The organism is Agrobacterium sp. FDAARGOS_525 (genome assembly GCF_003938925.1).
Taxonomy (GTDB): domain Bacteria; phylum Pseudomonadota; class Alphaproteobacteria; order Rhizobiales; family Rhizobiaceae; genus Agrobacterium; species Agrobacterium pusense.
In genome coordinates this window covers 2,191,747-2,214,076 of the sequence record NZ_RKIU01000004.1, presented here as the reverse complement: position 1 = coordinate 2,214,076, position 22,330 = coordinate 2,191,747, and the positions used below count along the sequence as shown (strand labels likewise).

At 59.5% G+C, this 22,330-nt stretch carries 19 protein-coding genes and 1 pseudogene; 10 read left to right on the top strand and 10 right to left on the bottom strand.

Annotation, left to right across the window (positions count from 1 at the left end; genetic code table 11):
- Nucleotides 1–147 precede the first annotated feature (147 nt).
- The 3 genes and pseudogenes from EGT36_RS26735 to EGT36_RS26725 all read right to left on the bottom strand — a co-directional run bounded on the left by EGT36_RS26735 (nucleotide 148) and on the right by EGT36_RS26725 (nucleotide 3,569).
- Nucleotides 148–561 (bottom strand): hypothetical protein, encoded by a 414-nt coding sequence (locus EGT36_RS26735; RefSeq protein WP_022562613.1) that lies wholly within the window; start codon nucleotides 559–561, stop codon nucleotides 148–150.
- A 142-nt stretch (nucleotides 562–703) separates the two neighbouring features.
- A complete protein-coding gene (locus tag EGT36_RS26730; protein WP_125271462.1) occupies nucleotides 704–1,615 on the bottom strand; it encodes a lytic transglycosylase domain-containing protein in 912 nt (303 codons plus the stop codon).
- A gap of 173 nt (nucleotides 1,616–1,788) precedes the next feature.
- Nucleotides 1,789–3,569 (bottom strand): annotated as a pseudogene (locus EGT36_RS26725) (methyl-accepting chemotaxis protein).
- 264 nt (nucleotides 3,570–3,833) lie between these two features.
- Between EGT36_RS26725 and EGT36_RS26720 the strand changes: the two are divergent.
- From EGT36_RS26720 to EGT36_RS26675, 10 genes are all read left to right on the top strand, one after another.
- On the top strand, nucleotides 3,834–4,424 hold the full coding sequence (locus EGT36_RS26720) for a methyltransferase family protein (RefSeq protein WP_125271391.1): 591 nt from the start codon (nucleotides 3,834–3,836) through the stop codon (nucleotides 4,422–4,424).
- Between the two features lie 129 nt (nucleotides 4,425–4,553).
- Nucleotides 4,554–5,027: a VOC family protein gene (locus EGT36_RS26715; RefSeq protein WP_004444902.1), complete on the top strand. Its 474-nt coding sequence runs from the start codon at nucleotides 4,554–4,556 to the stop codon at nucleotides 5,025–5,027.
- 261 nt (nucleotides 5,028–5,288) lie between these two features.
- Nucleotides 5,289–6,632 (top strand): extracellular solute-binding protein, encoded by a 1,344-nt coding sequence (locus EGT36_RS26710; protein ID WP_004444904.1) that lies wholly within the window; start codon nucleotides 5,289–5,291, stop codon nucleotides 6,630–6,632.
- 79 nt (nucleotides 6,633–6,711) lie between these two features.
- Complete coding sequence (locus EGT36_RS26705) at nucleotides 6,712–7,602, top strand: carbohydrate ABC transporter permease (RefSeq protein WP_125271390.1); 891 nt, start codon at nucleotides 6,712–6,714, stop codon at nucleotides 7,600–7,602.
- 7 nt (nucleotides 7,603–7,609) lie between these two features.
- Nucleotides 7,610–8,494, top strand: coding sequence for an ABC transporter permease subunit (locus EGT36_RS26700; RefSeq protein ID WP_004444907.1), 885 nt, complete (start codon nucleotides 7,610–7,612; stop codon nucleotides 8,492–8,494).
- Nucleotides 8,495–8,527: 33 nt separating this feature from the next.
- Nucleotides 8,528–9,649: a sn-glycerol-3-phosphate import ATP-binding protein UgpC gene (locus EGT36_RS26695; RefSeq protein ID WP_006700579.1), complete on the top strand. Its 1,122-nt coding sequence runs from the start codon at nucleotides 8,528–8,530 to the stop codon at nucleotides 9,647–9,649.
- 316 nt (nucleotides 9,650–9,965) lie between these two features.
- Nucleotides 9,966–11,291: an LLM class flavin-dependent oxidoreductase gene (locus EGT36_RS26690; protein ID WP_125271389.1), complete on the top strand. Its 1,326-nt coding sequence runs from the start codon at nucleotides 9,966–9,968 to the stop codon at nucleotides 11,289–11,291.
- 151 nt (nucleotides 11,292–11,442) lie between these two features.
- The gene (locus tag EGT36_RS26685; protein WP_034496579.1) at nucleotides 11,443–12,438 is read left to right on the top strand and encodes an aliphatic sulfonate ABC transporter substrate-binding protein; all 996 of its coding nucleotides are present in this window, start codon (nucleotides 11,443–11,445) and stop codon (nucleotides 12,436–12,438) included.
- The gene (locus EGT36_RS26680; protein WP_125271388.1) at nucleotides 12,435–13,304 is read left to right on the top strand and encodes an ABC transporter permease; all 870 of its coding nucleotides are present in this window, start codon (nucleotides 12,435–12,437) and stop codon (nucleotides 13,302–13,304) included. Before EGT36_RS26685 ends, EGT36_RS26680 begins: the two co-directional genes overlap by 4 nt.
- A complete protein-coding gene (locus EGT36_RS26675; protein ID WP_125271387.1) occupies nucleotides 13,301–14,035 on the top strand; it encodes an ABC transporter ATP-binding protein in 735 nt (244 codons plus the stop codon). Before EGT36_RS26680 ends, EGT36_RS26675 begins: the two co-directional genes overlap by 4 nt.
- Nucleotides 14,036–14,047: 12 nt before the next feature.
- Here the strand turns inward: EGT36_RS26675 and EGT36_RS26670 are convergent, their stop codons facing one another.
- From EGT36_RS26670 to EGT36_RS26640, 7 genes are all read right to left on the bottom strand, one after another.
- Complete coding sequence (locus tag EGT36_RS26670) at nucleotides 14,048–14,875, bottom strand: carbohydrate ABC transporter permease (RefSeq protein WP_004444918.1); 828 nt, start codon at nucleotides 14,873–14,875, stop codon at nucleotides 14,048–14,050.
- Nucleotides 14,872–15,756, bottom strand: a complete 885-nt coding sequence (locus EGT36_RS26665; RefSeq protein WP_004444920.1) for a carbohydrate ABC transporter permease — start codon at nucleotides 15,754–15,756, stop codon at nucleotides 14,872–14,874. The genes EGT36_RS26670 and EGT36_RS26665 overlap by 4 nt, the downstream gene beginning before the upstream one ends.
- Nucleotides 15,757–15,822: 66 nt before the next feature.
- Nucleotides 15,823–17,097 carry an extracellular solute-binding protein gene (locus tag EGT36_RS26660; RefSeq protein ID WP_022562625.1) on the bottom strand — a complete coding sequence of 425 codons (1,275 nt, stop codon included), beginning with the start codon at nucleotides 17,095–17,097 and terminating at the stop codon, nucleotides 15,823–15,825.
- A gap of 74 nt (nucleotides 17,098–17,171) precedes the next feature.
- Nucleotides 17,172–18,245 carry an ABC transporter ATP-binding protein gene (locus EGT36_RS26655; RefSeq protein ID WP_125271386.1) on the bottom strand — a complete coding sequence of 358 codons (1,074 nt, stop codon included), beginning with the start codon at nucleotides 18,243–18,245 and terminating at the stop codon, nucleotides 17,172–17,174.
- 7 nt (nucleotides 18,246–18,252) lie between these two features.
- Nucleotides 18,253–19,764 (bottom strand): arabinosylfuranosidase ArfA, encoded by a 1,512-nt coding sequence (arfA, locus tag EGT36_RS26650; RefSeq protein ID WP_125271385.1) that lies wholly within the window; start codon nucleotides 19,762–19,764, stop codon nucleotides 18,253–18,255.
- Between the two features lie 122 nt (nucleotides 19,765–19,886).
- The gene (locus tag EGT36_RS26645) at nucleotides 19,887–20,816 is read right to left on the bottom strand and encodes an ArsR/SmtB family transcription factor (protein ID WP_125271384.1); all 930 of its coding nucleotides are present in this window, start codon (nucleotides 20,814–20,816) and stop codon (nucleotides 19,887–19,889) included.
- 181 nt (nucleotides 20,817–20,997) lie between these two features.
- Nucleotides 20,998–22,290 carry an ABC transporter substrate-binding protein gene (locus tag EGT36_RS26640; RefSeq protein ID WP_022562627.1) on the bottom strand — a complete coding sequence of 431 codons (1,293 nt, stop codon included), beginning with the start codon at nucleotides 22,288–22,290 and terminating at the stop codon, nucleotides 20,998–21,000.
- Nucleotides 22,291–22,330 lie beyond the last annotated feature (40 nt).

Below are 22,330 nucleotides of genomic sequence, written 5' to 3'. Positions count from 1 at the left end.
ATATGCGTAGAGGCTCACGGTAACAACAGCAGACGCTCTCATCCACAGAAAGGCGGCGCCAATCCGTTAACGAAAGACGCGCACGGTTTCAGGCTTCGGAAAAAACCGCCGTCATCTGTAAATCTGCGGCGATCTCAACCACGGCGGTCAGGGAGCCGGACGCCCCAGGACAGTCTCGCAGCTTGCCGGATCGCCGATGATCTCGCTCGTGGTGATGATGGAAGCTGCGTCCGCGGTGATCTTGATGATGCAATCGCGGCGATGTTGCTTGATTTTCATGCCCTCGGTCTGCGAGACCTGCGCCTGCCCGTCAACGGTCCGGTATTCGCGCCGGTTGCTGAGCCCGGCATAGGTCTCGACATCCACTTTCAGCCAGTAGGATTCGGTTGCGCCTTTTTCGATGATGACCTTGTTGGGGCGGCCAAGCCGGGCGATTGCCGCCTCCCGCGGCTGCCCTTTAAAACCGGCCACAGTGCGGGTGATTTCCGTCTGCCCGGTGCTGGTGCACGCCACGGCCATGGTCAGCACCGCTGCCAGCGCTCCGGTTTCAAGCAATCTCATGTGCAATTCATCCCCTCGTCACACGTCACCGGCCCGCGGGTTGCGGTCGCCGCCGGCCGCAAATCTAGGAGCGATCATCTCACACTGAAAGGAGGAGCGGCGTATGGGCCGATCAACTTGTCATGATCAGCCGCGGCCCCTGCTAGCGATTGCGGAACACGGTGCAGGGAACACCCGCCCCGCGGATTTCACCACAAAGCGCATTGGCTTCGGCTCTGGTCTCGCGGCCGATGCGCGCGGCGTAACGCGGGCGCGAACCGAAATTGCCACCCCTTTGCCGCACGATCAGTGCGCGCTCGGCATTGAGAGGCCCCGACAATTGGCCTATAGCACGGGTAAAGAGCCGGTTCGCCACCGTCGGATTGTAATGGGCGGCAAGCTGCACACCCCATGGCGCCCAGTCGGCCGAAGATATCAGGACGGGATCGTTGATCGTGCGTGTATCGGCAAGCCGCAGGCAGGCGTCGATGAAGGGCCGGCTGCCGTCCAGCGCCGGCGCGGCCTTATCAGGTGGATTGTCTTTCCAGCTTTCCACAGGGTACCCGGTGATTGCAAAGACATAATCGCGCGTTTCCACCGGCAGGCGACCTGTCGCGATAAAACCGCGCAGCCCCGCCTCGCCGGCATTATAGGCTGCGGCTGCCAGACCGAAATTGCCGAAGCGCAGCTTCAGCTCCGACAGATAGCGTGACGACGCCTCCAGCGCAGCAATGATGTTGAAACTGTTGTCCAGACCACGCAGCCTCGCCGTCCCCGGCATGAACTGGGCAATGCCTTCCGCCCCCTTCGGGCTCACCGCATCGGCCCGGAACAGGCTCTCCCGCCAGATCAGCCTGGCGAAATAATCCGGCGGAACGGCATGGCGCGCGGCGAGAACCTCGATGGCGTGGCAAAGGTCCCTGTTGTAGCTCTGGGGACTGATGCACAATTCGGGCGCCACATCGTGGGCATGGGCGCAGGACGCCTTGCCGTCAGCCGGCGTTTCGGCCTGCGCCGGCCCGAGAAACGCCGCCAGCCAGCAGAGAACGAGCACGACCCTGCCTGTTGATTTCATCCCTGCCAAACGAAAGTCCCCGTAATCTTCAGGCGCGCTGCGTCGATTATCCGACAATCGCGACGATATGCCTATACCCGCACTCGCATGGATCGATTTCGATTTCGGTTTCAGACGTTTCATGGCCTCCCATGCCAAGGCCCGCAGGGGATGGAAGGGAACCGGAGATGCTTCTAGAAGTCCTGCCATTCCTCACGCGCGACAGCCGCGCTCGACGCGCCACGCACGCCCGGCGGGCGGGATAGCGGGTGGCGCGGGGCGGCGGCACCGGGCTGGTCCGACCAGCTGCCCGTAGAGGCCGCATGACGCGCAGTCTCCTCGAACCGGAACTGGCCAAGGAGCTCGAACAGGGCCGCAGCCTCCCGCGCGAGGCTGTGGCTTGCGGCCGTCTGCTCCTCCACCATCGCGGCGTTCTGCTGGGTAGCCTGATCCACGCTGTTGACCGCCTGATTGATTTCGGCAAGCGCCGTGGACTGTTCGCGGGCCGCATCCACGATCGCCGCCACATTGGTATTGATGTCGCGGACCTGCTCTGCGATTTCCTGCAGCGCCGAACCCGCCCTGGTGACGAGGCCGACGCCGTTTTCCACCTGCTTGCCCGAAGCGTTGATCAGGTTCTTGATTTCCTTCGCGGCCGTCGCCGAGCGCTGCGCAAGCTCGCGCACCTCCTGCGCGACAACGGCAAAACCCTTGCCTGCCTCGCCTGCACGGGCCGCTTCCACGCCCGCATTGAGCGCCAGAAGGTTGGTCTGGAAAGCAATTTCGTCGATCACGCCGATGATGCTCGAGATTTCCCGCGATGATTTTTCAATCTGATCCATGGCGCCTTTGGCATCGCGCACCACCTGGCCTGAATGTTCGGCATGGTCGCGGGCACGGGCAACGATCCTGCCGGCTTCTTCCGCCCGACGGCTTGAATCACTGACTGCGGTGGTGACCTCTTCAAGCGCGGCAGCGGTCTCCTCTATCGAAGCCGCCTGCTGCTCCGTCCGTCTGGCAAGATCATCTGCCGCGGATCGTATTTCATTCGACCCGGAAGAAATGGCGCCGGCATTTTCAGACACCCGCGTCATGGCCCGCTTGAGCTTTTCCGAAGCCGCGTTGAAATCGTTGCGCAGCCGTTCGAGCGAGGGAATGAAAGGCGTGTCGATGCTCTGGGCAAGATCGCCTTCGGCAAGGTCTGTAAGGCACTGCGCCAGCTTTTCGACATTCTCGACACGGCCGGTCACATCGGTCGCGAATTTGACGACCTTGAACACTTTCCCATTCAGATCGAAGATCGGATTATAGGAAGCCTGGATGAAGACCTTGCGGCCGCCCTTGCCAAGACGCATGAATTCATCCGCCACCAGATCGCCGCCGGCGAGCCTTTCCCAGAACTGCCTGTAGGCCGGTGACTGTGTATAGGCCGGCTCGCAGAACATGGAATGATGCCGGCCCTGCACTTCCGCCAGAGAATAGCCCAGCGCCGTCAGAAAATTCTCGTTGGCAGTCAGGATTTCGCCGTTCGGCGAGAATTCGATGATGGCCTGCGCCCGGGAAAGGGCGTCGATCTTGCCGGCGTCTTCCGCCGCCTTCAGCTTGCGTGCGGTGATGTCTGTAGCGATCTTCACCACCTTCACCGGCTTGCCGCGGCGAAACACCGGTTTATAGGAAGCCTCGATCCAGACCTCCCTGCCGCCCTTGCCGATACGCTTATACTGCTGCTGATCGAACTGACCGGCAGCAAGCTTTGCCCAGAAGCCCTTGTAATCCGCCGAAGCCATGACGGCGGGTTCGACGAACATGCTGTGATGCCTGCCGAGGATTTCCGAAAGTTCGTAACCCAGAGCCCGACAGAAATTCTCATTGGCGGCAAGAATCTTTCCCGAAGGTCGAATTCTATGATGGCCTGGGATTTGGAAAGCGCGGCGAGAACCGCGAAAGCATTGGCACCACGATCAAGAACACTCAAGCGCGCTTCTCCGATAAAACAGGAAGTTTCCATCCAAAATTATTCACGCATATTATAATTTCAGTATTAATTGATATTTAATGATAATTTTATTTTCGTCCGATGCGCGTGCGTACTCCAGCGAAATTTCCATTCATTGGTTCGTTTTTTGAAATTTCACACCTGTCCCCGTAGTCGAAGACGGGGCGATGCAATAGTTCCATTGCTACATTTGTTCCGAGTCGGGAGCCCGCTTCCGGCTTGGGCAATATATTTGGGGGAGACATGATTGATCTTGTGGCAGTGCTTGCGGTGTGGACCTATATCGGCGGTTTCTTATGGCTGACGGCCCGGCTGGCGAAGCGCACGGGCGAACCGGTTTGGCTTTTTGCCAAGGGTCGCGAAAGGCAAACCGTTCCCGCCACGCTTTTCCGTGTCGCGTTTCTTCTCGGCGCGCTTCTGCCGCTTTTCACCCTCTGGCTGGAACCGCAAGGGGCCGGTTGGCTGCTGGACCGACATTATACCGGCGCAGCCATCCGCTTCGCTGGGGTGGTTATGGCGCTGGGGGGAAGTGCGCTCGCGCTCTACGCGCAGCATTACATGGGCAAATCGTGGCGCATCGGCGCGGCCGAAGGCCATCTCGGAACCATCGTGGATACCGGGCCTTTCAGCATGTCAAGAAACCCGGTCTTCGTCGGGCAGATTGTGCTGTTTGCGGGATTGGTTCTGGTGTTCACATCCGTTCTGCAGCTCACCGTCGCCATCGTCCTCATCATTGCGGTGATGCTGCAGGTCAACATTGAAGAGCGCGTGCTGACAAAGGAACTTGGCCCGGCCTATGTTGCCTATCGCCGCAGGGTGAGACGCTGGCTTTGACACTGGTCACGTATTGTTTTCGGAACGTTTGCGCTGCGGCTGCATTTTATGCCGGATGGGGAGCCGTCAATCTGCCCATGAGTTACCCGCCGGCAAGGGGGAAGCCGTCAACCTCGGAGGACCATACCCATGCAAAAGAACATGATCTGTATCTGGTACGACAAGGACGCAGAGGCAGCAGCCCGTTTTTATGCCGACACGTTTCCCGATAGCGAGGTTATAAAAGTGTATCACGCGCCGGGCGACTATCCCTCCGGCAAGCAGGGGGACGTTCTCATGGTGCAGTTCACTGTCGCGGGCGTAACCTGCATCGGCCTCAATGGTGGGCCGCAATTCAAGCACAGCGAAGCTTTCTCATTCCAGATATCGACTGAAGATCAGGAGGAAACCGACCGCTACTGGAACGCCATCGTTGGCAATGGCGGCCAGGAAAGCGCCTGCGGCTGGTGCAAGGACAAATGGGGCATCTCCTGGCAGATCACGCCACGCGTGCTGATGGATGCCATGGCTGCCGGCGGGGCAGAAGCCAGACGAGCCTTCACGGCGATGATGGATATGAAGAAAATCGACGTCGCCGCCATCGAAGCCGCACGCCGGGGTTGATGGAGACAGACGGTTCAGCATCAGGTAGCGGAACGCCCGCTTTCCACGTAAATAACTGACGTCTAAATAGAAATACATGCATTGCGCTTCCAGCGATCGTATTTCGCCGCGCCGACGATGCTGCGCCGCAAGTCATCATAAAACGTTCAACAAAATGTAAGCTATCCGTCAAATACGACTGTTAGCAGAGCCCGTGGCTTCGTGCTCAGGACATGACGTCCCTGCCGATCAGGCCATCATTCCATCAACGGGGCTCAACTCATGAAACCTTCCGCTCTGACCTCTTTCATGGCCGGCGTTGCCATTGCCGCCGCCTTCGGCGCCACGGCTGCCCACGCTGAAAAGACCAAGTTCGAATTCTGGTACGGCCTTTCCGGCGATCTTGGCGAACGCGTTCAGGACACCTGCAAGAAGTTCAACGAATCCCAGGCTGAATTCGAGATCGTCTGCACGTCTCAGAACGATTACGACGCCACGCTGCAGAACACCATCGCCGCCTACCGCGCCAAGAAGCAGCCGGCGATCACCCAGATTTACGACGCCGGCACGCTGGACATGATGCTGTCCAAGGCTTTCGTTCCCGCGAAAAAGCTGATGGCTGACAATGGCTACAAGATCGACTGGGACAATTATTTCCCGGGCATTGCCAATTATTATGCAACGGCTGCGGGCGAGCTGAACTCCTTCCCCTACAATTCATCCACCGCTGTCTTCTATTACAATGTCGATGCGTTCGAAAAAGCCGGCATCACCTTCAAGCCCGATACATGGGAACAGGTTGAAGAGGCCGCGAAGAAGCTGAAAGCCGCCGGTTTCGAATGCCCGCTCGCCTTCAACTTCGACACCTGGATGCTGATGGAACAGTTCTCCGCCATCCATAACCAGCCGATCGCCACCAAAGGCAACGGCTATCAGGGCCTCGACGCGGAACTGACGATCAACAAGACCAAGTTCGTCGACCATGTGAAATTCTTCAAAAAGATGCAGGACGAGAAGCTGTTCGTCGTCAAGACGAAGCAGCTCGGCATGGACATCCTGCCCGCATTCACCTCGCAGACCTGCCAGATGTTCATGTCTTCGATTGCCGGGCACGGCACCGTGGGCAAAGGCATGCCTGAGGGCGTGAAGTGGGACGTGGCCATGCTGCCGGTCTGGAAGGGCACGCAGCGGCAGAACTCACTCGTCGGTGGCGCTTCCCTGTGGGTCATGGCCGGCCGTCCGGAAGCGGAATACAAGGGCGCGGCAGCATTCCTCAACTTCATCGCCCAGCCGGAGATGGTTCAGTGGTGGTCCACGGTCACCGGTTACATCCCGGTCACCAAGACCGGCTTCGACGCCATGAAGGCCAACGGCTTCTACGACAAGGCACCCTATAAGGGTCGCGAAAAGGCAATCGAGAGCCTGACTTTCACGCCGCCTTCCGAATATACCCGCGGCATCCGTCTCGGCAACTTCACGCAGATCCGCAAGGAAGTCTCCACGGCACTCGAAGCCATCTTCATGCAGAATGCCGACGTTCAGGGGGAACTCGACAAGGCCGTCGAGCGCTCCAATGCCGGCCTGCGCCGCTTCGAAAAGACCTATGCCGGCGCCAAGCTGAACTAAGCTTTGCCGTTTTGAAGGGGCTTGCCCGCGGGATCTCCCGGGCAAGCCCGTCCAGTTCTCCACTTTTGCCGGTTACTCAATGGAAAAGCGCGCCGTCTTCAAGAGCACGTGGTTGCCCGTGCTGTTCGCCCTGCCGCAGCTTCTGCTGATCTTTCTGTTCTTTTATTGGCCTGTGGCAGCGGTCATCAACTGGGCGTTCACACTTGAGCCGCCCTTCGGCGGTGCGGCGGAATTCGTCGGGCTCGCCAATTTCAAGGAGACCTTCTTCGATCCGCTTTATTGGCAATCGGTGCTCGTCAGCCTGATCTTCGCCGTCGCCGGTCCGTTCTTCACCATTCTCATCGGCCTTGTCCTTGCGCTTTGCGTGGATCGCGCCCTTCCCGGCTCCGGCTTCTTCCGGGTGCTCTACATTCTTCCTTACGCCATCGCCGGGCCTGCGGCGGGCATGGCTTTCCGTTTCATCCTCTCGCCGGAACGCGGGCTTGCCGCCTCGCTCAACGCCTGGTTGCCGGATTTCTGGAACCCGGCGAAATATGGCGAGCACGCGCTGATCCTCGTCATCGTCATCTTCATCTGGAAATGGGCGGGTTACACCTTCATCTTCCTGTTCGCCGGCCTGCAATCCGTGCCGCGCGCGCTGACGGAAGCAGCCGCCATGGACGGCTCCGGGCCCGTCCGCCGCGCCATCGACATTCAGGTGCCGCTGTTGGCACCGACCCTGTTCTTCCTGACCGTCATCATGATGACGGAGGGTTTCGTCGGCGCGGATACGTTCGGCATCGTAGCCTCCACCACCGAGGGCGGTCCCAACCGCGCCACCGAAGTGATGGTCTACCGCATCGTCAGCGAAGCGTTCGAGGGGCTGAACTATTCCGGCGCCTCGGCACAGAGCCTCGTCCTCATCGGCCTCATCATGATTTTCACCTTCATCCAGTTCCGCTTCGTCGAGCGGCAGGTCCATTACAAGTGAGGCGACGATGATCCAGCGCACCCCCTATGCCGACGCCCTGACCTACGGGCTGATGATTGCCGGTTTTCTTCTGCTCATCGGTCCCCTGCTCGTCGTGATCGCCGGCGCTAGCCAGTCTGTCGTTCAGGTCAACAGCATCCCGTTCAGCTTTCTGCCGCAGGGCGAATTCCTCACCAACGCCCAAACCGCCTGGCAACGCGCCAATCTCGGCAACGCCCTTCTCAACAGCATGATCATGGCCACACTGGTCACGATCGGCAAGGTGGCCCTTTCGGCCTTTACCGCCTTTGCCATCGTGTTCTTCCGCTCGCCGCTGAAGCACCTCTTCTTCTGGACGGTGTTCATTACCCTCATGCTGCCGCTGGAAGTGCGCGTGGTGCCGACCTATTCGGTAGCCGCGGATATTTTCCAGCCATTCCGCTCCATCCTCGGATGGTTCGGAATTGAGGTCTCAGTGGAGTGGAACCTCCTGAATTCCTATGTCGGCCTCACCCTGCCGCTGGTCGCGACCGCCACCGGCACCTTTCTATACCGCCAGTTCTTCATGACCATCCCCGACGAACTGGCTGAAGCGGCGCGCATGGACGGATCGGGGCCAATCCGCTTCTTCGTGGAAATGCTGTTGCCACTCTCCAGAACCAACATGGCGGCGCTCACCACCATCATGTTCGTTTATGCCTGGAACCAGTATCTCTGGCCGTTATTGATGGTCACCGATCCTTCCTACAAGACGGTGATGATGTCGCTGCGCGCCCTTCTGCCCGCCGAAGACGGCACGCCGGACTGGAACGTGACCCTGGCCGGCTCCCTCATCATCATCACACCGCCGCTTCTCGTTGTCGCCTTCCTGCAACGCTGGTTCGTCCGCGGTCTCGTTTCGTCCGAAAAGTGACGGCGCGCGGCTTTTAACAACAAGGTTCCCATCATGGCTCAGATCGATATCCGCCAGCTCCGCAAATCCTATGGCAAGACCCCCACGCTGCATGGCGTGGATCTCACTTTCGGCTCCGGCGAATTCGTCGTCATCCTCGGTCCCTCCGGCTGCGGCAAGTCCACCCTTCTGCGCATGATCGCCGGGCTGGAGGACATCACCTCCGGCGAGATCGCGATTGGCGGACGCGTGGTCAACAGGCTCGAGCCGCGTGAGCGCGGATGCGCCATGGTATTTCAGAACTACGCGCTCTATCCGCACATGACCGTCGCCGGCAATATCGGCTACGCGCTGAAAGTTGCCGGCGTCGCCAGGGCCGAGCGCCAGCGCCGGATCGAGGAAACGGCGAAGATTGTCGGCCTTTCCGATTATCTGGAACGCAAGCCGGCTGCGCTTTCCGGCGGCCAGCGCCAGCGTGTGGCCATGGCCCGGGCAATCATTCGGGAGCCGCAGGTCTTCCTGTTCGATGAGCCGCTCTCCAATCTCGACGCCAAGCTGCGTGTCACCATGCGCGCCGAAATCCGCAAGCTGCACCAGCGCCTGTCCGCCACCTCCGTCTTCGTCACCCACGACCAGGTGGAAGCCATGACGCTGGCCGACCGGCTGGTCGTGATGAACAGGGGCATCGTCGAACAGGTCGGTCATCCCCTCGATATCTATCATCGTCCCGCCAGCACCTTTGTTGCATCCTTCATCGGTTCGCCGGCCATGAACCTGTTCACCACCCGGGTTGAAGTGGAATCCCACGCCGTCATGCTGGCCGGTACGCCGGTGAAACTCTTTCCCGAAACCGCACTGGAACTGCGCGGCCGCGACGTAACGGTCGGCATCCGCCCGGAGCAATGCCTCGTCAGCGCGGATGGCGAGGGCGTGCCGGCCATCGTCGATTTCGTCGAAGAACTGGGATCGGGACGCATCGTACACGCCGAGATTGCCGGCGAAACATTCTCCGCTGCCATAGGCGAGGACCTGGCCGTGAAGCCCGGCCAGCGCATCCATCTCGGCCTGCCGGCCGCGCAGCTCCACTTCTTCGATCCGGCTACCGGCAAGCGTATAGAAACGGAAAGCGCCATTGAGACCCGCCGCACGGGCAACGAGGCGCTTCTGGCGGTCTGAACACGGACGGCACCGAAAAAGAGGTCCGGTGGCAGGCCGCCTGCCGGACCTTCACACGACGCGGCCCCTTCACGACGATACGAAGTTGCAGACATATTACCCGCCCGCGACAACCGGTCGGCAGCGACGGTTGCATCGTCGCAAACGCGATCCCGGGAAAAATCTTTCGGTTTGCAAATCATAATCGGAATAGTCTTTGCCGCGCCAATTCCCTGACGGGGATATCGTCGCCGCAAGCAAGAAGCGGGCTTGCGCCCGCCAGCGGATGCGACAGCGAGCCGTCCGCGCCGAAACACCGACAAGAGAGTGAAACCCAATGGCAAATGATCGCAAACTGCATCTCGGCGCCTTTACGAGGCCCGTCAGCCTCCACACGGGCGCATGGCGTTATCCCGGCGCCTTTCCTGACGCCAATTTCAATTTCGCCCATCTGGCGCGTTTCGCGCAGCAGCTCGAAGCTGCGAAATTCGACGCATTTTTCATGGCCGATCATCTCGCCGTCCTGAACATGCCCACGGAGGCACTGCGCCGCAGCCATACCGTTACTTCCTTCGAGCCCTTCACGCTTCTTTCCGCCCTGGCCGCCGTCACCCAGCGCATCGGTCTCGTCGCCACCGCGTCCACCACATTCGACGAGCCCTATCACGTGGCCCGGCGTTTTGCCTCTCTCGATCACCTCAGCAATGGCCGCGCCGGCTGGAACATCGTCACAACCTCGAACCCGGACGCCGCCCGGAATTTCGGCCGTGATGATCAACCCGACCACGCCGAGCGCTATGGCCGCGCGCGGGAGTTCTATGATGTCGTCACCGGGCTGTGGGATTCATTTTCGGACGATGCCTTCATTCGGGATGTCGATAGCGGACTGTTCTTCGACCCTGAAAAAATGCATGTGCTGAACCACAGGGGCCCCGAATTTTCGGTGCGCGGACCGCTCAATATCGCCCGCCCGGTGCAGGGCTGGCCGGTCATCGTTCAGGCCGGCGCATCCGAACCCGGACGCCAGCTCGCCGCCGAAACCGCTGAGGTGGTCTTTGCGGCCACACCCACCCTTGCAGCCGGCAAGGCCTTTTACAAGGACGTAAAGGACAGGACGGTCGCCGCCGGACGGTCGCGTGATGGCATCGTCATTCTGCCTGGCGCGTTCGTTCTTGTCGGCGATACGGTCGAGGAGGCAAAAGCCAAGCGCGCCAGGCTCGACAGCCTCGTCCACTATGAAAGCGCGATAGCATCGCTGTCGATCGCGCTGGGTCACGATGTGTCCGGTTTCGATCCCGACGCCCCGCTGCCCGAAATTCCGGAGACGAATGCGAGCAAATCCAGCCGCGAAAGAGTGATAGAACTTGCCAGAAGCGAAGGGTTGACCGTGCGTCAACTCGCGCAGCGGCTGGGCGGCTATGCGGGGCTCGCCTTCGTCGGCACGCCGAAAACCATCGCCGACGAGATGGAACAATGGCTGCGTGAGGAAGGCTCGGACGGCTTCAACGTCACCTTCCCCTTCCTGCCCGCCGGCCTTGACGATTTCACTACGCTGGTCGTGCCGGAACTGCAAAAGCGCGGACTGTTCCGAACGGACTATGAGGGTCCGACATTGCGCGATCATCTCGGACTGCACCGCCCGGTCAACCGCTTCTTTGCTTGATAACGGGATGTCGCGCCGATCCCTCCGGGATTAGGGAGATTTTCCACGCCGCTTTCGAAGTTTGGCATGGGGTTCCAGAGGTGCGTATTGACCACAAAAACCCCTGCCTTTAGCCTTTATGTACATAAAATCCATAAAATAGGTGAAGTAAATGAAGGCCGAACATTCCCGCCGCCATATCCTCAAGCTCGGTATTGCCGGCGCGCTTGCCGCGCCGCTTGCAACTCGCGGTGCGCTGGCACAGAGCACGCCGGAATTTCCGGCAGAGCTGAAGCTGGACTGGGGATTTTATTCGTCCCATACACTGCTGATAAAGAACAAGGGCTGGCTTGAGGAAGCGTTTAAGGATGTCGGCACCAAGATCACCTGGGTACAATCGCGCGGCAGCAACAACTCGCTGGAGTTCCTCAAGGTCGGCTCGACCGATTTCGCCGGTTCCGCGGCGCTTTCGGCCTTTCTTGCCCGCGCCAATGGCGTGCCGCTGAAAGTCATCTATGTAGCAAGCTGGGGCGGTTCGTCCATCATTCAGGTGCGTCCGGATTCGCCGGTAAAGACGGTGGCCGATCTCAAGGGCAAGACCATTGCCGTCACCAAGGGCACGGCTCCCTATTTCACCCTTGTCCGCGCGCTTGCTCAACACAAGCTGTCAGTCGATGATCTGAAGGTTGTAAACCTGCAGCACCCCGAGGGGTTCAACGCGCTGCAGCAGGGACAGGTGGATGCCTGGGTCGGTATCGATCCGCACACCTCCCAGGCCGAGCTTGCCGGCGACAGGGCAATTTTCGATGAGCGTAGCTGGCGCGACGGCAGTGTCTTCAGCGTATCGGAGACGTTCCTTGCAAAACACCCGCGCGCGGTAGAGCGTCTGCTCGGCGTGTGGGTGCAGACGCAGAAATGGATCCGCGAGAATAACGGCGAATTCATCGATTTCGTCACGAAGGTCACGGGCAACGACCCCAAGATCACGGAACTTACCATCAACAAGCGTGACTGGAACGACCCCGTCCCGGGTGAAGAACTGCTGAATTCGATCCGTATCGTTACCCCGCTGCTTGGCGACGACGTCCTGCGTCCGGGGGTCAATGTCGACAATGTTCTTGCGTCATTGATAGACCCGGCTCCGGCGAAAAAGGTGCTGGGCGCATGAATTCCCATCCGCGCGAATTTCAGCGCGTGAGACAGCCATCCAGACAGTCTCCTTCCCGATCGACGCTTGTGCAAAAGGTGGGGGCTTTCTTCACACGGTTCGACCTGCGCGGTGCGATCGTGCCGGTCGGGTCTTTGCTGCTGCTCGAGCTTTTTGTTCGCATGGGCTGGGTGAGCCCTTATGTGCTGCCGCCGCCATCGGAACTCTACGATACGTTTCTGCGGCTTGCTGAAGGACCTCTCTGGACCAATGTCGCGGCAAGCACCGCCCGCGTTTTCGTCGGCTTCGTCATCGGCTCGGTGCTTGCGGTCATCGTTGGATCGCTGGTCGGGCTGGTCGTTGCCGCCGAGCGTTATCTGGAGCCCACGTTCCAGGCCCTGCGCGCGGTTCCGAGCCTCGCCTGGGTGCCGCTGCTGATGATCTGGTTCGGCATCGGCGAAACCTCTAAAATCGTCCTGATCGCCAAGAGCGCGTTTTTCCCGGTCTATCTCAACCTGTTCTCCGGCATCCGCAATGTGGATCGCAAACTTGTGGAAGTGGGCGAAATGTATCGCCAGCCCCTGCCCGTACTGGTCTGGCGAATTTTTATCCCGGCCTCCCTGCCTCATCTTTTCACCGGCCTGCGTTACGGGCTGTCCCTTGCCTGGCTGAGCGTCGTGGCAGCCGAGCTACCGGCCGCATCCGAAGGGATCGGCTACATGCTTTCCGACGGGCGGGAACTGTCCCGTCCCGATCTGGTGATGATCGCCATCATCTGCCTTGCGGTGCTCGGCAAGATTTCCGACAGCCTGTTCAAGATCGTCGAGGAACGCTGCCTGCGTTGGCGCGATACCTATCCCCTGCAGGAAGGAGGTCGGTTGCGATGAGCCTGCTTCAGGTTGACGTGCGCGAAAAGGCCTTCGGCGATACCGTTGTCCTTCAGGACATTCATCTGGGGCTCGGCGATGGCGAAGCGGCGGTTCTTCTCGGGCCAAGCGGCTGCGGAAAGAGCACGCTGCTGCGCATCGCCGCAGGTCTGGACAGGCGATTTGCCGGCGCAGTGACGATCAACACGGCGGAAGAAGACGGAGCGACGGACACGCGGCCGATCGCCTTCGTCTTTCAGGAACCCCGCCTGATGCCCTGGCTGACGGTTTCCGAAAATATTGGCTATGCGGCCGGCAAGAAATTCGACGTGCAGCGGGTTGAAGGGCTGATCAACGACGTAGGCCTCAGCGGCCACGGCGCGGCGCTGCCAAAGGCGCTTTCCGGCGGCATGGCGCAGCGTGTCGCCATCGCTCGGGCGCTCTATACGCAACCGCGTATCCTGCTGCTGGATGAACCCTTCAGCGCGGTCGATGCCTTCACGCGGATGAAGCTTCAGGACCTTGTTCTAAAGCTTGTCGAACAGCGCGGCATCTCATTCCTTCTCGTCACCCACGATATCGATGAAGCTCTCTATCTCGGCGACCGGATTTACATGATGGGTGCCCATGACGGTCGTATACAGGAGGAGATCGAGGTGGACGTGCCACGCCCCCGTGACCGGCGCTCACCCCGACTGGCAACCCTCAAGAACGACGTGCTGACAGCCCTGCACAAGGCGCATGTCATCTGATCGTTCGCCCCCTCACCCTTTCACACCGGACGAGATCATGATGGCTTCCGTTACCCGCCGCTGGAAGATGACGTAGGCGATGATGACCGGCAGCGCGGCAAGCATGGCGATGGCCATTAGCCGTGCATAGGCAACGCCGAATGTGTCATTGACCTGGGTGATGCCGACCGGGATCGTCATCATGTTTTCCGAGGTAACGACGAGGAAGGGCCAGAAGAAGGCGTTCCAGACCGTGATGAATGTCACGATCGCCATGGCGGTCGTAATGCCCCAGTTCAGCGGCAGGTAGACCTTGAAAAGGATCGTATACTCACCGCCGCCATCCAGAACCACAGCCTCGCGCATCTCCTTCGGCACGCTGTCGAAGAACTGCTTGTAGACGATGATGACGATGGGCGTGATTAGCTGCGGCAGGATGATGCCTGCCCAGGTGTTGATGAGGTTAAGGTTTTTCATCAGGATGAACTGCGTGACGACAAGCGTCTGCGCCGGCACCATGAAACTCGCCAGCACGATGCCATAGAGCAGGCGTCGGCCCGGAAACCGTATCTGCGAGAGGGCATAGGCGCACAACATCGAGATAAGAAGCACCGATACGGTAACGATCGCCGCCGTGCCGACCGAGTTGATATACCAGTTCATCAACTGCGTGTTGAAGATGGCGTTCACATAGGCGCTCAGCCGGAACTCGTCGGGTATCAGCAAGGTGTTCCCTGCAACATTCTCATCCGAGCGAATGGAGGTGACGAAGGTCCAGTAGAGCGGAAATATCCATACCAGCGCCGCCGAGAAGGTCAGCACGGTCAGGATGATGTTTTCTAGTCTTCTGGTAAGGCTCATGAGTTCCTCCGGATGCGCAGCAACTGGAACTGGAGAATGGAAACGATGACGATCAGCAGGAACAGCACGGTGGCGACGGCAGAGGCATAACCGCCATTGTTGAGCTGGAAGGCTTCACGATAGACCTTTAGAAGCAGCACGAAGCTTGAGTTGAAAGGGCCGCCGCCGCTCAGGAGATAGATCTGGTCGAATATCTTCAGTTGCAGGATCAACTGAAGGGTCAGCACGAGGGCTGTCACGGGCCATAATAGCGGCCAGGTCACGCGCCAGAAGCGTTGCCACGTCGTTGCGCCATCGAGCGAGGCGGCCTCATAAAGCTCGGCCGGAATGTTGCGAAGACCCGCGATGAATAGCAATACGTTGAAACCGTTGGTCCACCAGATGGTGACGACGGCGACCATCGGCATGACCCAATAGGGATTCTTGAAGACCGCGACCGGTTTTCCGGCAAACAGGGAAATTACCGGCTGAAGAATGCCGAACTGAAGATCGAGCATCCACGTCCAGATTTCCGTGACGACCGATACAGGCAAGACATAAGGCAAGAAAAACAGGCTCATCGCAACCGTCTGCCTGACGCCCGAAAGGCGGCTGACGGCGAGTGCGATCATCAGCGCGATGACAGTCGTCGGGACCACGGTTAGAAGCACAAAATAACCGTTGTTCTTCAGCGACGTGATAAACAGGCGGTCGCTCAGCAGCTTTGCGTAGTTTGCAAACCCGACCCAGTTTCCATCACCGATCAGGGGCGCATCGGTGAAACTCATGCGCACCATCTCGATCAGCGGATAAAGGAAGAAGGTGGCGAAGACCACGATGAACGGCGTCACCATCGACAGCGCGATCAGCGATTTCTTGCGCCGGTTTTCAATCATAGCCATGGACTGTCTCCGGGACTTCACGCATTGCAGGCGCCCTCCGGCCAGAGACCGGAGGGCCGGTTCCTGTCACTTCAGCTTGCTCTGCAGCTCTTCCTTGATCTGCTCCACCGCATCCGTGCCGCTCATGAAGCCCTGAATGGCCGGAGCGATGACGTTGAGCGCGGCATCATAGGCAGGCGAAGCGACACCCGTGATCGTCGTTTTCGGATCGAACACGGCTGCTTCCGCAAGTGACGCATAGGTGGCGTTCGGCTGCATCGCCTTGTAATCGCTGCCCTCGGTGATCGATTTATAGGCCGGGATATGGCCGGCATCGGCCCAGCTGATGGCGTGTTTTTCCATCCAGCCGATTACCTTCATCACCGCGGCGCGTTTTTCGCCGGAAACGGTCTTGTCACCCTGGTTGGGAATGGCAAAAGCGTGTGAATCCGCCCATGTAGCGCGTTTACCCATGAAGGGCGGAACCTCGACCGCGCTCCATTTGAAGCCCAGCTTGTTGTTCTTTTCCAGGTCCTTGTAGGTCGGCACTTCCCAGACGCCGTTCAGCTGGAAGGCGGATTTTCCGGCGGAGAAGAGCGCGACGGACGCGGGATATTCCGCCTGCTCCGGCGCCCAGCCGTTTTCGCGCCATTTCGACATGGTATCGATAGCCTTGGCGGCCTTCTCCGCATTGTCGCCGGCCAGCACCTCGCCATTGGTGACGAGTTCACCACCCTGCTGCGAGAACAAGGTGTAGAAGACGCGCCAGACACCGGCTTCTCCGCCGGATTGATACGTGACCGGCGTTTCGACGCCTTTTTCCTTGGCCCAGGCCAGCGCCTTCTCGAAGTCGTCTATCGTCTTGATACCGGTCAGCTTGCCTTCGGCATCGATATAGGGCGAGCCTTTGAGAAGATCGGCATTGTAATAGAGAACCAGCGCGTGAATATCGAAAGGCACGGCATAAAGCTTGCCGTCATGGGTGGCCGCATCGAGCGGCGCACTGAAGAAATCGTCCTTCTTCAGTCCCGCATCCTCAAGATCCTTGTCGGTAATCTCGCTCAGCACCTTCTCCTGCAGCGCCAGCGGCGCACGGGACAGGTGATAGGTCATGACGTCAGGTCCTTCGCCGACGGCAGAAGCGGTCCGCACCTTGGTATAGAAGGGCACGCCCCATTCGAGCGTCGTTCCCTTCACCTGAATATCAGGATGTTCCTTGTTGAAGGCATCGATCAGCGCCTTCATGCGCACGCCGTCACCACCGGACAGGAAATCCCACCAGACGATATCCTGTCTGGCCAGCGCCGGCAGGGCGGTCAAACCCAGAACCGTGCCAACAAGCAATGTCTTGATCAGTCGCATCGTTCACTCCTCCCGTTTTCTTTGAAAACACCCCATGGGGATGGTCTGCTGCATCGACAGGCGCCTCCTCGCGCCTATCGCAACCTTCTGCCGTCGCTGTCGAAAACCATGATGTGGTCGGGCGCGGCGGTGAGCGAAACCGGACGGCCATCCAGGCTCTCGCGCGAGCCCTGGCGCTGCACGATGATTTCCCTGCCGGCCCCGGTGCGGGTATAGAGGTAGGAGACGTCGCCCAGCTCTTCCGCGACCTCGACAACGACCGGCAAGGCGCCGTCCTGTGTTATGATCAGATGCTCGGGTCGGATCCCGATCTCGACACGCTGCCCGGCGGAGACGGGTTGCGAGAGCCGCGCCTCGATATGTCGATGCCCGCCATCGGGCGAAAGCGTCACGACGCCTTCGTGCTGTCCGACGACGTCCGCCTGCAGGAAGTTCATCGCCGGTGAGCCGATGAAGCCCGCGACGAACCGGTTATCAGGATCGTCATAGAGGGTGAGCGGTGCACCCGCCTGCTGCACGACGCCGCCCTTCAACACGAAGATCTTGTCCGCGAGCGTCATGGCCTCCACCTGATCATGGGTGACATAGATCATTGTGGCACCCAGCTTGCGGTGAAGCCGGGTCAGCTCCAGCCGCATCTGCACGCGCAACTCCGCATCGAGGTTCGAAAGCGGCTCATCGAACAGGAAGACCTTCGGCTGTCGAACGATGGCGCGGCCGATGGCGACGCGCTGGCGCTGTCCACCGGAAAGCTGCGACGGCTTTTTCTGCAGATGATCTTCCAGCTGCAGGATGCGGGCCGCCTCGCCCACCCTCTCATTCACCTCCGCCTTCGGCCGGCGGGCAAGACGCAGGCTGAACGCCATGTTCTCGAACACCGTCAGATGCGGATAGAGGGCGTAGTTCTGGAAAACCATCGCAACGCCGCGATCCGCCGGCTCGACGGCCGTGACATCACGGTCGTCGATGGCTATGCGTCCGCCGCTGGTCTCTTCAAGACCGGCAATCATCCGCAGCAGCGTGGATTTTCCGCAGCCGGAAGGCCCGACGAAGACCGCGAAGCTGCCGGTCGGGATGTCCATCGAGACATCCCGGATCGCCGCGAAGGAGCCGAAGGACTTGGCGATATTATTAAGACGGACACCCATGGCCGCCTCACTGAACCTTCACACGCAGCACATGATAAGACAGCGCCGGCACGGACCCCTTCAGCGCTCCGTCTTCGACGCCGACACCGCTGCCCGGCACCGGCACGACACGATCCGGCTGATCCGGGCCATTACCGACACGCAGATCGTAACCCGCCATGGCCAGATGCAGATCGAGCGTGGCCGACGAGAAACCGGTGAGGCTGACATCGAGGTCGGCGGCCTCGCTCAAGTGCCGGTTCAACACGAACAATGTCACCATGCCTTCCGCCTCGTCATAGACACTGGCGACATCGAGATATTTGACATCATCGGCCGCATTGCAGTCATAGGTCGGGCAATCAACGGCGACATTCAGCGCGACGCCACGGCCATAAAGCGAAGCGAACTGGTATGGATAATAGATCGTCTGACGCCATGCCGGGCCGTTCTTCTCGGCACGGATGGGGGCGATGACATTGACGAGCTGCGCGATGCAGGCGATGCGCACCCGATCCGAACGGCGGATGAACTCGTTGAGCAGACCCGCCACGAACAGTGCGTCCTCGAAATTGTATGTCTCTTCGAGAAGTGCGGGCGCTTCCGGCCAGTCCCAGCTCTTGATGCGTTTGCCGTCTTCTTCGCGGATGTGATACCAGACGTTCCATTCGTCGAAGCAGATGGAGACGTCGTTCTTGGCGCGCTTCTTCGCCTTCACATAATCGATGACGCCCGCAATCGTCTGGATGTAGCGCCCGGTTTCCTCGATCTTGCCGAAATAATTCAGCGTGTCGCGGCTGTTATTGCCGAAATATTTGTGCAGCGAGATGTGATCCACGTTTTCATAGCACTCCTCGAGAACTTCCCGCTCCCATTCGGGATAAGTGGGCATGCCGTCATTGGAGCTGCCGCAGACAATTGCTTCAATTGTCGGGTCGAAACCCTTGAAGGCCTTGGCGGTTTCGTTGGCGAGACGCCCGTACTCCACAGCCGTTTTGTGACCGATCTGCCAGGGTCCGTCCATTTCGTTGCCAAGGCACCACATTTTCACGCCATGCGGCTTTTCGGCGCCATGGCTGCGGCGCAGATCGCTGAGCGTCGTACCGCCGGGGAAGTTGACGTATTCGAGGAAGTTGCGGGCGTCGTCCAGACCACGGGAGCCGAGATTGACGGCGAGCATCATTTCGATGCCGGCCTTCTGCGCCCAGTCGGCGAATTCATTGATGCCGATCTGGTTGGTTTCCTTGGAGCGCCAGGCGAGATCGAGACGGATGGGACGCTGATCGCGCGGCCCAATGCCGTCTTCCCAGCGATAGGCCGAAACGAAGTTGCCGCCCGGATAACGGATGGCCGGGATCTTCAGGTCCTGCACGAATTTCAGAACGTCCTTGCGAAAGCCGTTTTCATCCGCCTGAGGATGGCCCGGCTCGTAGATGCCGCCGTATATGGCGCGCCCCATATGTTCGATGAAGGCGGAATAAAGACGATCGTCGATACGCCCAATCCGGAAGTCCCGGTGGACTGAAACCCGCGCTTTCATAAGGCTCTCCTCCCATGCGCATTTATATCGTGAAATGTGGTATAAACCACATTTGATAATATAGTTGCCGAGGGAATCCGCGCCTGTCAACCGCGAAAATCATACTTATTAAATTTGCTGGATCAGGCAGCCGTTCGCAGGCGCAGAACGATGTCCTGGTCGTAATTTCCGAACCCGCGGCCAAATATGTTCAGACCGCCCGGATGTTTCGCATCCGCCTTGACCTCGATGCGCAGCCGGATGGAACGGTGGCTGGTCAGATCGATATCCGCGAGCGTCACATCCGAAATCCGGGTCCCATCCACAAAGGTTCCCTGGGCGGTAATCCGCCATGTTTTCAGCATACCGTATTGCGAACCGGACAGCTTCCACCAGTCAGGCGTGAACGTTCCCCGCTTGTCTCCAAAATCGCCGGGCGACGTCCAGACGCCGATTTCCCTGCCGTTAACGGACAGGGTGATGTCCGACGGCCAGTTGCTGTGGGTTCCGGGAACCTCGGAACTGACCTCCATGGAAAACTCGACTTCCTCGACCTCCCGCCCCTGAATCTTGGCGTTATTGGGGAACTGATACTCGACGAAACCCGATGTCAGCCATAACAAGGCCGTCTTCATGCGGTCCGGATCCATGAACGTATCGGGCACATCCAGAAGCCCGATAATGCCCTCCGGCGAGCAGATGCCACAGGGCGCCGTTACCGAACTTTGCGTGTAAAGACCGAGAGGCATCGCCACGGCAATATAGTTTGAGGTCGCCGGGGTTTCGGGTTTTCGGAAGGAAACGATGAGTTCGTCACAGGTGGCAAAGCAGATTTTCTGGCTGCCCTTGCGCGCCTTGCGCGTCTCGGTTCGCAGCAACCCCGCCTCCTCCAGAACGGCCACGCCGGCGGAAACGGTGGACTGGGGCAAATCCAGCCTCTGCGCAATTTCGTTGACATTGAGACCGCTCCCCTCGTGCAAGAGCTTCAATATCTGCACGCGGATCAGCGATGCGGCCGCTTTCAGCACATCGAATTCTTTTTCAGCATCAACGAGAAGGAAATTAGGCGCCATATTCTAATCTTCAGATTTATCGATCCAGATCAGAATTTCTGGCTTAAATGCCATGCACTTGTCCAGTGCTGTTTGCCATGCAGGCGCTTCCAAAAGGCGGAAAGCGGGATTCACCGCCATCGCTTCATGAAAAAGACATCACCACGCGGCTGCGAGACCGCGCGGCGATGCCCTTTCGTCGTCAGCCGCGCTTGCGCAGGGTCCGCGTGCCGGTGTCGACGAGATTTTGCGCTGCTTCATCCACGGTGGCGCGGCCGAAGGCAAGCGAATCGGCGATGGGGCGCATCACGCCGCGGTCGAACTCATTGGCGCCGATCGGGGCAGGCTCCGGATAGGGATCGAGCTTGCCCGACAGGCTCTCAATGTAATCCACCGTCTTGCGCTCGGTCTCGTTGAGCGTCGGCAACAATGCCTCGCGCACAACCTTGGCGGGCGGCACGCCGCGCTCGACGCCGAGTACCTTGCCTGCTTCCAGATCGTTGACGAAGAAGTTGATGAATTTCGCCGCCGCTTCCGCGTTGGTCGAAGTGGACGAAATGGACCAGATGAGGCCCGGCCGATAATAATGCCCGGTCGGCTTGCCCGGCCCCTCACCCGGCAGCATGCCGATGGACAGCGTTTGCTTGTTGAGTTTCTGGTAACCGACAAGCTGGTTGGAATAGGCAAAACCAATGGCCGAATTGCCAAGCGTCAGCGCGTTGGATTCGATGGTATTGTCGTCACGCGTCTGGATATCGGCGGAAACGCAAAGCTTGTTCTCGCGCAGGTCCTCCCAATAGGCGAACCATTCCTTGGCATCTTCCTTGTTGAAGCCGATGGTGCCGTCCTGAAACAGAAGCTTGCCGCGCTGGCGCAGCCAGACATCGAAGACATAATGATAACGCGCGCCATAGGGTACGGCCCAATAGTTGCGCTTCGCCGGGCCGTTCTTCTTGAAATCGCGCGCCAGTTCAGCAAGCGCCTTCCAGGTGATCTGATCCTGTGGAACGGAAACACCCGCTTCTTTCAGCGTGTCGGCGTCATACATCATGCAGAAGGAATTGAGCCCGAGGCCGACGCCGTAAAGCTTGCCGTCGATACGGCAGAGATCGATCTCACTTTTGCCGAAGGTGGAAAGATCAAGCGACTTGCCGACGAACTGATCCAGCTCCATGCAGGCGCCTCGACCCGAATAATCGGCGATGGTGGAAGGTTCAAGCTGGAAGATATCGGCGACGTTTCGCCCCGCCATCGATGTCGCAAGCTTGGTCCAGTAATCGGAACCGGCGATCATTTCACCGCTGATCTCGGTCTGCGGATTGGCCTTCTGGTAAAGGGCGATCACATCGTTGGTGCGCTTGCTGCGATCGGCAGATCCCCACCACACGCAACGAAGCCGGGTTTCAGCCGCAGCCGCGCGAAAACCGCCCGCCGCAGCACCCAGGCTCGCCAGCGCCGCCGTCACCAAAAACCCGCGTCTATCAATCATTTGCATCTGCTCCTCCCGCGTTTTGCAAATTTTTCTGATATCACTT